Genomic DNA, 7,822 nt, shown 5'->3' with positions numbered 1-7,822 from the left:
GCCCGGGCGCGGCCCGCCGCGCGGCGCTCGCGCTGGGCCGCCGTGCCCCGCTACGCGACGGTCAAGGTCGCCGTGGTCGCCGCCACGCTCGCGGCGTTCGGCGGGGGTGTGGCGGTCGCGGCGAGCACCGGGCACCTTCCGGGGCAGTCCCCGGCGCCCGCGCCGTCCCACCACCACGCGCCGAAGCAGCCGTGGCACCGCGGCGACCGGCTGCCGCAGTCGCCGTCGCCGTCGCCGTCCGTCGTCCCGCGCACGTCCCCGCCGCGGCATCCGAAGCCGAGCCCGTCCCCGAAGGGCACGCCCCAGCACGCCCGGACGACGCCTCCCGGCCAGGCCAACACCCGGTCCCCGAAGGCCAGGAAGACGCACCCGAGCAACGGGAACAGCGGAAGCAACGGCAACAACAGCAGCAACAGCGGCAAGAGCGACGGGAACGGCGCGAACACGGCGCACAGCGGCAGGAAGGACCAGAGCCAGAGCGGCGGGAACGGCCCCCTACCAGGTCGAGTGCCAGGCGGGCCCGCACACCCTGCATCACGATGACCGCGCGCATGGCGCTGGATGAGCTGGGCCTCCCCGGCGTCGCCGTCACGGCGCGCGTCGACCTCGACCGGCAGGAGACGGCCACCCTCTTCCGCTACCGGCTGGCGTTCGACCCGGCCCCGCCCGCCGGCGTCCGCGAGGCGGTCCTGCGCCGCGTGGAGCGCCCGCCGGTCCGGCGGACGCCGAGCAGGCCCCTGTCATTCGTGGCGGAGGGCGCCCTCGCCGGTGATTGACCGGTAGTAGCAGGTCGGGCGCGCGTCGCCCGACGCCGACTTCGTGTGGCAGGCGCCGCCGGTCGTCCGGTTGACCAGGTAGAGCAGCGAGTTCTGCTCGCAGTTGACGCGGACCTCGACCAGCTCCAGCACGTCGCCGGACGACGCGCCCTTGCGCCACAGCTCGTTGCGCGACGTCGACCACAGCACCGCGATCCGCTCGTCCAGCGTCGCCTTCAGCGCCTGCTCGTTGGCGTAGCCGATGAACAGGACGTCCTTGCTCGCGGCGTCCTGCAGCACGACCGGCACGACCTCCGAGCCGGTCGCCGCGACGGCGCGCAGCTTGCCGAAGTCGAGTGCGAGCCGCGTTCCCTCTTCGAGTTCGTTCACCACGCGATCCTCCCTGGGCCCCCGGTGCGACGGCAACCGACCGTCACCGTGCGCGTCGGCGCCGGCACGTATCGTCGCACGTCCGGGCCGTGCATCTGCGTAAACGGCGAATGCGCGGCGCCCGGCTTGTCACCACAGGCGATTGTGCGGCCGCATCGGCGGACCCATGCTGGCCGGAGCACTCACCTGAGGGAGCGATTCGATGACACGGGGCACTGTCCGGACGCGCGGTCCCATGCGACTCCTCGGCACCACCAGCCTGCCCGGGGTCGCCCGGTCCGCCCCGGAGGCGCGCGCGTTCGTCCGCCGCGTCGCGCCGCACATCGACGCCGAGGCCCTCGCCGACATCGTGCTGTGCGTGGACGAGCTGGTCGCGAACGCGTGCGAGCACACCGCGTCGGGCCTGGGCGGCCGGGTGACCGTCATCGTCAGCGCCGCCGACGGAACGCTGCGCGTCACCGTCCTGGACGACGGCGGGACGGGCGGCGCGCCCTGCGTGCGCGACGCCCCGTGCGGCGAGGACGGCCGGGGGCTGCGGCTCGTCGACGCCCTGTCCACCGCGTGGGGCTCGCACCGTGCCCTCGGCGGCACGGCGGTATGGGCCGAGTTCCACGCCCCCGCCGCCCCGCGCATCCCCTGCGATCAAGTCGGATGACACGGGCTCGCGGATGACGGCATCCTTTGACGGCCTTGCCGTCAGCCGTGGAGGTCCGTCATGCCGACGCTCGTCCTGTCGCCCCGCTACTCCGAGGACTCGAAGGTGCTGCGGCTCGCCGCCGGACGGGCCGGATGGAAGGCGGAACGCCTGGGCGGGTGGCGGGCGCCGGCGCGGCTGCGCGGACAGGACGTGGCGCTCTACGGGGAGCCGACGTTCGTGGAGGTCATCGCGGCGCAGCTCGGCGTCGCGCTGATCGACGCCCCGCCCTCGTGGCTGCCCGGCCTGCCGGAACGGCATCTCCGTCGAAATGTAGATATGTCGACATTGGCGGAGGTTCGTGAGTCGCTCGTCCGGCCGGTCTTCGTGAAGCCGGCGGACGGCCGCAAGGGCTTCGAGGGCCGGGTCTACGGCTCGCCCGCCGACCTCCCGGACGCGGTGCCCGGCGACACCCCCGTCCTCGTCGGCGAACCGGTCGAGTGGGAGGTCGAGTACCGCTGCCAGGTACTGGACGGCGAGATCGTCGCGATGTCGCCGTACCTGCGGGACGGCGAGCTCGCGCTCACCGGCGACGGCCGCTGGGAGGCGCCCTGGGACGCGGAGGCCCGCGCCTACGCCGAAGTGCTCCTGGGCGAGGTACCGCTGCCGCCCGCGATCGTCGTCGACGTCGGTCTGATCAAGGGTCGGGGGTGGGCGGTCGTGGAGACGAACGCGGCCTGGGGCGCGGGCCTGTACGGGTGCGACCCGCAGGCCGTCCTGCGCGTTCTGGCCCGGGCGTGCGCGCCCGCGCCGTCCGACGGCGCATGGACGACCGCTCCCGTCCGGCTGGCCGACTGACAGGGAAGGGCGCGGATCCGAGGCGGATGCGGCCGGCTCGTCGACCAGTCGGGTGACAGATGCCCGGCCCGTAGGCCCGTTCTTAGCGTCGGGGCCATGGAAAGCACACGGGAAAGCACACCTCTACGCGTCGCCGTCATCACCGCCAGCACCCGCGAGGGACGCTTCGGCCCGACCGTCGCCCGCTGGTTCGCCGAGCAGGCGGCCCAGCGGGACGACCTCGTCCTCGACCTGGTGGACTTCGCGGACGCGCCGCCGCCCAGCCGCCTCGGCACGCCCGCCCCCGACGGCTTCGACGAGATCACCCGCACGCTGCAGGCGGCCGACGCCTTCACCGTCATCACCTGCGAGTACAACCACAGCTTCCCCGGGACGCTGAAGAACCTGATCGACACCCACTACTACGAATGGCGGGCCAAGCCGGTCGCGTTCGTGTCGTACGGCGGGGTGTCCGGCGGGCTGCGGTCCGTCGAGCATCTGCGCGGCGTCTTCGCCGAGCTGCACGCCGTCACGATGCGCGACACCGTCAGCTTCCACGCGCCGTGGAACTGGTTCGGCGAGGACGGGCGCCCCGTCGACGCCGAGGGCGCCGAGGCGGCGGCCAAGGGCATGCTCGACCAGCTCGCCTGGTGGGGGCACGCGCTGCGCGACGCCCGCGCCGCCCGGCCGTACGGCGGCTGACGTGGCGGCGACGGCGCAGGCCCCGCCGGCGGTGAGAAGCGGTACGCGGCCGATGGCGGTCGCGCTGGTGCTGGTCCTCGGCTCGATCATGATCACGCTGGACCAGACCGTGGTGAACGTCGCGCTGAACCGGCTGTCGGCGGACTTCGGCGCGCCGCTCGGCACCGTCCAGTGGGTGGCGACCGCGTACGCGCTGGCGCTGGCCGCGGTGATCCCGTCCGCCGCGTGGGCGGTCGGGCGGTTCGGCGCGCGGCGGCTGTACCTGGCGGCGATCGCCGCGTTCGCGGCCGGGTCGGCGCTCGCCGGGCTGGCCTGGAACATCGAGTCGCTGATCGCGTTCCGCGCGGTGCAGGGGCTGAGCGGCGGCCTGGTGATGCCGGTCGGCATGACGATCCTGCTGCGCGCCGCCGGACCGGACCGGCTCGGCCGGCTGATGAGCACGCTCGGGCTGGCCGTGCTTGTCGGCCCGCTCGCCGGGCCCGTCCTCGGCGGCCGGCTGATCGACGCGGTGTCGTGGCGGTGGATGTTCTTCGTCAACCTGCCGGTCGCGGCGGCGGTCGTGGCGCTCGCCGCGCGGGTCTTCCCCCGCGACGCCGCCGGGGCGCGCACCCCGCTGGACGTCCTCGGCCTGCTGATGCTGTCGCCCGGCCTCGCCGCCCTGCTGTACGGGGTGACGACCGGCGGCGACCGCGGCGACTTCGGCTCGGCCCGCGTGCTGGTCCCGCTGGCCGCCGGGGCGCTGCTGGTCGCCGGGTTCGTGCTGCGGGCGCTGACCGTCCGGCATCCGCTGATCGACCTGCGGCCGTTCCGCGACCGGACGTTCGCCGCCGCGACCGGGACGCTCGCGCTGTTCGCGACCGGCTACTTCGGGACGATGCTGCTGCTCCCCCTGTACCTCCAGGTCGTGCGCGGCGAGAGCGCGACGGTGGCGGGCCTGCTCGGCATCCCGTTCGCGCTCGGCTCCGGGACGGCGATGCAGGTCGCCGGGCGGATCGTGGACCGGGTCCCGCCGGGCCGGCTCGTGCCCGTGTCGGTCACGACCGCGCTGGCCGGGTTCGCGCTGTTCACCGTCCAGCTGAGCGCGGACGCCCCGTACTGGGGGCTGTGCGCGGCGATGCTGCTGATGGGCGCGGGCGGCGGCGCGACGATGATGCCGGCGATGACGGCGGCGACCCGCGGGGTGGGGCACGAGAAGGCGCCCGCCGCGAGCACCACGGTGAACCTCGTCAACACCGCGTCCGGCGCGATCGGGACGGCGCTGGCGTCGGTGGTGCTGTCCACGCTGATGAGCGGCCTCGTCCCGGACGATCCGGACGGCGGCGGCGCGCTCCAGGCCGTGCACCGGCTGAGCCCGCGGGCGCACGCGGCCGTCGCCGGTCCGCTGGCGGACGCGTTCCGGCACACGTATGCGTTCGCGCTCGTCCTGCTGGCCCTGGCGCTGGTCCCGGCGCTCCTCCTGCCGCGCCGCACCGCGCGGAAGTGAGGCGCCGAGGACCCCCGCTCCGGTGTCCGGAACGGGGGTCCTGGGCGTGAGGGCCCGGAGGGCGCGGGGGCCTTGCGGGGCCTCGCGTCCCTATTTCGCGGGCGGGATGTTGTGGTTCAGGCGGAACAGGTTCGCCGGGTCGTAGTGCGCCTTCAGCTCGGCGAGCCGCCGGTACGTCTCCGGCTCGTACGCGGCCCGCACCTGGTCGGGCGTCGCGTTCGCGCCGAACAGGAAGTTCAGCACCTGCCCGCGCGACCGCGCGGCAAGCAGCCCGCCGAACCGGCCGTGCAGGGCGTCGGCACCGGTGGTGTCCGGGCCGAGCTTGGACAGCAGGCCGACCAGGTACCCGGCGTCCCGGTTGCCGACCGCGTTCGGCACGGCAGGCGGCTTCGCCATCGCCCCGCCGAGGTGCCGGACCTCCACGATCGCCCGGTCGGGCGCGCCCGGCCCGGCCAGGTCGAGCAGGTCGCGGACGAGATCGCCGTCCAGCGCGCCGACCGCGACGTTCGTCGCCCGGTACGCCATCGGGACGGGCGGCTCGTTGTGGATGAGACCCGAGTCGGTGTACGGCATCTCGCCGGCCGTGTCGACCAGCCGCGGCCCGATCGCCCGCAGCGGCGCGATGAGCCGCTCGCCCTCCGCCGCGTCCCCCGTGTACGCGATCCGGACGTGGGCGACGTGGCGTCCGCGCAGCGGTTCGGGGAAGGCCGGGACGCCGGGCACAGGCATCAGCGCGACCGACGAGGTCATCTCGTCCGGGACGGTCTCCGTCCACCGCCGCCAGGCGTCCATCACCTCGGGGATCAGGTCGGCGTCGAAGTACAGGCCGCCGCCGTACAGCCGCGCGACCGGCAGCAGCCCGATCTCCAGGCCCGTGACCACCCCGAAGTTGGCGCGGCCGCCGAGCAGCGCCCAGAACAGGTCCGGATCGCTCTCCGGCGTGACGTGCCGGAGGCGCGCGTCCGCGGTGACCGCGTCGATCGACCGGACGTGGTCGGCCGCGAAGCCGTACCGCCGCGACATCAGGCCGATCCCACCGCCGAGCGTGTAGGACACGGCGCCGACGCCGGGCGACGACCCGCTCAGCGGCGCCAGCCCGTGCGGGGCGGCCGCCGCGACGACCTGAGCCCACCGGACGCCGGCCTCGATCCGCGCCGTCCGGGCCGCCGGGTCGATCTCCACGCCGGTCATCGCCCGGGTGGCGATCAGCAGGCCGCCGCTGGCGGGGAGCGGGAGGCCGTGCCCGGTGTTCTGCACGGCGACCGGCATGCCCCGTCCGGCGGCGTGCTCGACGGCGGCGCGCACGTCGCCGGCGTCCTCGGCCACCACGATCGCCTCGGGACGGTGCGGGTCGGCGGTCTGGAAGCCGGTCCGCTCGGCGTCGTAGCCGTCGTCGCCCGGCGCGAGCACCGCGCCCCGCACCGTCCCGTACGCGCTCATCGTGGCCCCTCTCAGGTCGCTCCCCGCCCATCCTGGTCACCGGCTTTCCATACGTCAAAGAGATGGGTCTTCTGACGTCAAGCAGGATTTCTTATAGCTCAGAGCTCCTTGAGGAAGCCCGAGTCGACCACCACGTCCGCGCCCGTCGTGCTCGCCGAGCGCGGCGAGGCCAGCAGCGCCACCGCGTCCGCGACCTCCTGCGGCTCCGCCATCCGGCCGGTCGTGAGGCTCATCATCTCCGCCGCGCCGCCGTTCAGCACCGCGTCCCGGTCCGAGCCGGTGGCCTGCGCGATCACGTCGGCCGCGCCGCCCTCCTCGGTCCACCAGGCGGTCCGGACCGGGCCCGGCGACACCGTGTTGACCCGGACGCCCTGCGGCCCGAACTCCTCCGACAGGCCCTTCGCCAGGTTGTTCAGCGCCGCCTTCGCCGCGTTGTAGTCGAAGTTCATCGGCCCCGGGCGCCGCGCGTTCACCGACGACACGTTGACGATCGCCGCCGCGTCGCTCTCCAGCAGGTGCGGCAGCGCCGCCCGGACCGCCCGGACCACGGCGAGCACGTTGAACTCGAACACCTCGCGCCAGTCGTCGTCGGTCAGCGCGCCGAACCCGAACCGGGGCATGACCGCGCCGGGCGGCGGGCCGCCCGCGTTGTTGACCAGGACGTCCAGCCGGCCGAACGCCTCCACGGCCCGCTCGACGGCGAGGCCGGGCGCGGCCGGGTCCATCAGGTCGGCGGCCACGTGCACCAGGTCCGGCCCGGCGAGCGCGTCGAGCTCCGGGCCGGGCTTGCGGGAGACGGCGACCACGCGGGCGCCCTCGTCCAGCAGCGTCCGCACGATCGCCAGCCCGATGCCCTTCGAAGCGCCGGTGACGACCGCGACCCGTCCGGTGAGGCGCAGGTCCATGAGGTTTCCCTTCGTCGGTGCGCACGCCCCGTCCGGGCGTGCGGCACCCCATGAACCCCGCCTCGCCGATCACGGTTGCAGCCGCGGCTACCCGCCTCCGGCGCTGCGGCGCGCGCGCAGGGCGCGGACACGTCCGCGGCTGGCGCACGCGGGCGACGGGCACCAGCGGCGCCGGTCCGCGGGATCGGCGAACACGCCGCGGCAGTCGTCCTCGGGGCAGACCTTCAGGAACGCCCGCTCCGGGCCGGTCAGCTGGTCGACGGCCTGGCGCGCGATCCGGGCGAGCGCGGCGTCGCCGTCGGCCGGCGCGGCCCGCACGAGGCGCCTGTCCACGGCCAGCTCGACCGGCTCCGGGGCCGCCAGGAACCCGGCGAGCGCCCGTACCTCGTCGTCGGGCGGGGGTGCGCCGTCGACGGTCGCCAGCGCGATCGGGCGCAGCGTCTCGCGCAGCCGCCGGGCCCGTTCGAGCTCGGCCGGCCCCACGGGACGGGCCGGGGCCAGCTCGCAGGCTTCGAGCCAGTGCGCGAACCGCGGCACGTCGGGGATCCGCTCGACCGGCCGCGCGCCGAACGCCCGGCCCCTCGTGGCCAGCAGGTTCAGCCATGTCGCGCCGCAGTCGAGCCGGAACGCCGCCGGATCGTTCGTTGCCATGGCCCGATTGTAACGCCCCAGCCGT

Annotated in this window: 9 protein-coding genes and 1 pseudogene; 6 read left to right on the top strand and 4 right to left on the bottom strand. The window is 75.1% G+C overall.

Annotated features, from left to right (window positions below):
* Together amrb99_RS19685 and amrb99_RS19680 are read left to right on the top strand one after the other, a co-directional pair.
* Nucleotides 1-543 (top strand): annotated as a pseudogene (locus amrb99_RS19685) (hypothetical protein); the annotation flags it as partial.
* Nucleotides 540-776, top strand: coding sequence for a hypothetical protein (locus amrb99_RS19680; protein ID WP_190857871.1), 237 nt, complete (start codon nucleotides 540-542; stop codon nucleotides 774-776). The pseudogene amrb99_RS19685 and the gene amrb99_RS19680, both read left to right, overlap by 4 nt.
* On the opposite strand, the gene amrb99_RS19675 is transcribed toward amrb99_RS19680, so the two are convergent.
* On the bottom strand, nucleotides 741-1,145 hold the full coding sequence (locus tag amrb99_RS19675) for a phosphoribosyl-AMP cyclohydrolase (RefSeq protein ID WP_206700012.1): 405 nt from the start codon (nucleotides 1,143-1,145) through the stop codon (nucleotides 741-743). The genes amrb99_RS19680 and amrb99_RS19675 overlap by 36 nt on opposite strands.
* Before the next feature lie 202 nt (nucleotides 1,146-1,347).
* On the opposite strand from amrb99_RS19675, the gene amrb99_RS19670 reads away from it, so the two are divergent.
* The 4 genes from amrb99_RS19670 to amrb99_RS19655 all read left to right on the top strand — a co-directional run bounded on the left by amrb99_RS19670 (nucleotide 1,348) and on the right by amrb99_RS19655 (nucleotide 4,801).
* Entirely contained in the window at nucleotides 1,348-1,800 is a 453-nt protein-coding gene (locus amrb99_RS19670; protein ID WP_206700011.1) for an ATP-binding protein, read from the top strand.
* Nucleotides 1,801-1,860: 60 nt separating this feature from the next.
* Complete coding sequence (locus tag amrb99_RS19665) at nucleotides 1,861-2,637, top strand: ATP-grasp domain-containing protein (RefSeq protein WP_190857864.1); 777 nt, start codon at nucleotides 1,861-1,863, stop codon at nucleotides 2,635-2,637.
* A 96-nt stretch (nucleotides 2,638-2,733) separates the two neighbouring features.
* Nucleotides 2,734-3,318, top strand: a complete 585-nt coding sequence (locus tag amrb99_RS19660; protein ID WP_190857862.1) for an NAD(P)H-dependent oxidoreductase — start codon at nucleotides 2,734-2,736, stop codon at nucleotides 3,316-3,318.
* Between the two features lie 52 nt (nucleotides 3,319-3,370).
* Complete coding sequence (locus tag amrb99_RS19655) at nucleotides 3,371-4,801, top strand: DHA2 family efflux MFS transporter permease subunit (protein WP_190857860.1); 1,431 nt, start codon at nucleotides 3,371-3,373, stop codon at nucleotides 4,799-4,801.
* A 90-nt stretch (nucleotides 4,802-4,891) separates the two neighbouring features.
* On the opposite strand, the gene amrb99_RS19650 is transcribed toward amrb99_RS19655, so the two are convergent.
* The 3 genes from amrb99_RS19650 to amrb99_RS19640 form a co-directional block, all read right to left on the bottom strand.
* Nucleotides 4,892-6,241: an FAD-binding oxidoreductase gene (locus amrb99_RS19650; RefSeq protein ID WP_190857858.1), complete on the bottom strand. Its 1,350-nt coding sequence runs from the start codon at nucleotides 6,239-6,241 to the stop codon at nucleotides 4,892-4,894.
* A 98-nt stretch (nucleotides 6,242-6,339) separates the two neighbouring features.
* Nucleotides 6,340-7,146, bottom strand: coding sequence for an SDR family NAD(P)-dependent oxidoreductase (locus tag amrb99_RS19645; protein WP_190857856.1), 807 nt, complete (start codon nucleotides 7,144-7,146; stop codon nucleotides 6,340-6,342).
* 87 nt (nucleotides 7,147-7,233) lie between these two features.
* Nucleotides 7,234-7,797: a CGNR zinc finger domain-containing protein gene (locus tag amrb99_RS19640; protein WP_190857854.1), complete on the bottom strand. Its 564-nt coding sequence runs from the start codon at nucleotides 7,795-7,797 to the stop codon at nucleotides 7,234-7,236.
* Nucleotides 7,798-7,822: the final 25 nt, after the last annotated feature.

The organism is Actinomadura sp. RB99 (genome assembly GCF_014706005.1).
Classification (GTDB): Bacteria; Actinomycetota; Actinomycetes; order Streptosporangiales; family Streptosporangiaceae; genus Spirillospora.
This window is presented reverse-complemented; position numbering and strand designations above follow the sequence as displayed.